Source organism: Streptomyces beijiangensis (assembly GCF_017315755.1).
GTDB classification, from domain to species: domain Bacteria; phylum Actinomycetota; class Actinomycetes; order Streptomycetales; family Streptomycetaceae; genus Streptomyces; species Streptomyces beijiangensis.
Genome location: NZ_JAFLRJ010000594.1, coordinates 1 through 330, shown reverse-complemented (window position 1 = coordinate 330; position 330 = coordinate 1). Strand labels below are relative to the sequence as shown.

Genomic DNA, 330 nt, shown 5'->3' with positions numbered 1-330 from the left:
GGTCGCGCTGCGCGCCATCGTCCAGTCGCTCAGGGAAGGTGACGCACGGCTCACCGACCTGCTCGCCCTGAATGTCTCCGACCTCGACCACGCCTCCCGCGAGGCAAACCTGACCGACCAGGCCAAGGAGCCGCATCGCGCGCTGCCGTTCAGCCAGGAAGCAACAGCTCTGCTCCGCGAGGCCTCCGACGGGCACGCCGGCGGCCCCCTCTTCCACGCCCCCACCGGGCAACGGCACGGCCGCGAGACCGTCACTCACCAGATGCAGGCCACCACCGGCTTCACCCCACACGAGATCCGTGCCGCCGGCCGCAAGCAACGGCACCCGGC

1 protein-coding gene is annotated in these 330 nt (G+C 71.5%); it reads left to right on the top strand.

Annotated elements, in window-relative coordinates:
• Positions 1 to 330, top strand: a 330-nt coding sequence (locus J0695_RS37305) for a site-specific integrase (protein WP_206969197.1), incomplete at both ends; no start/stop codon positions are given.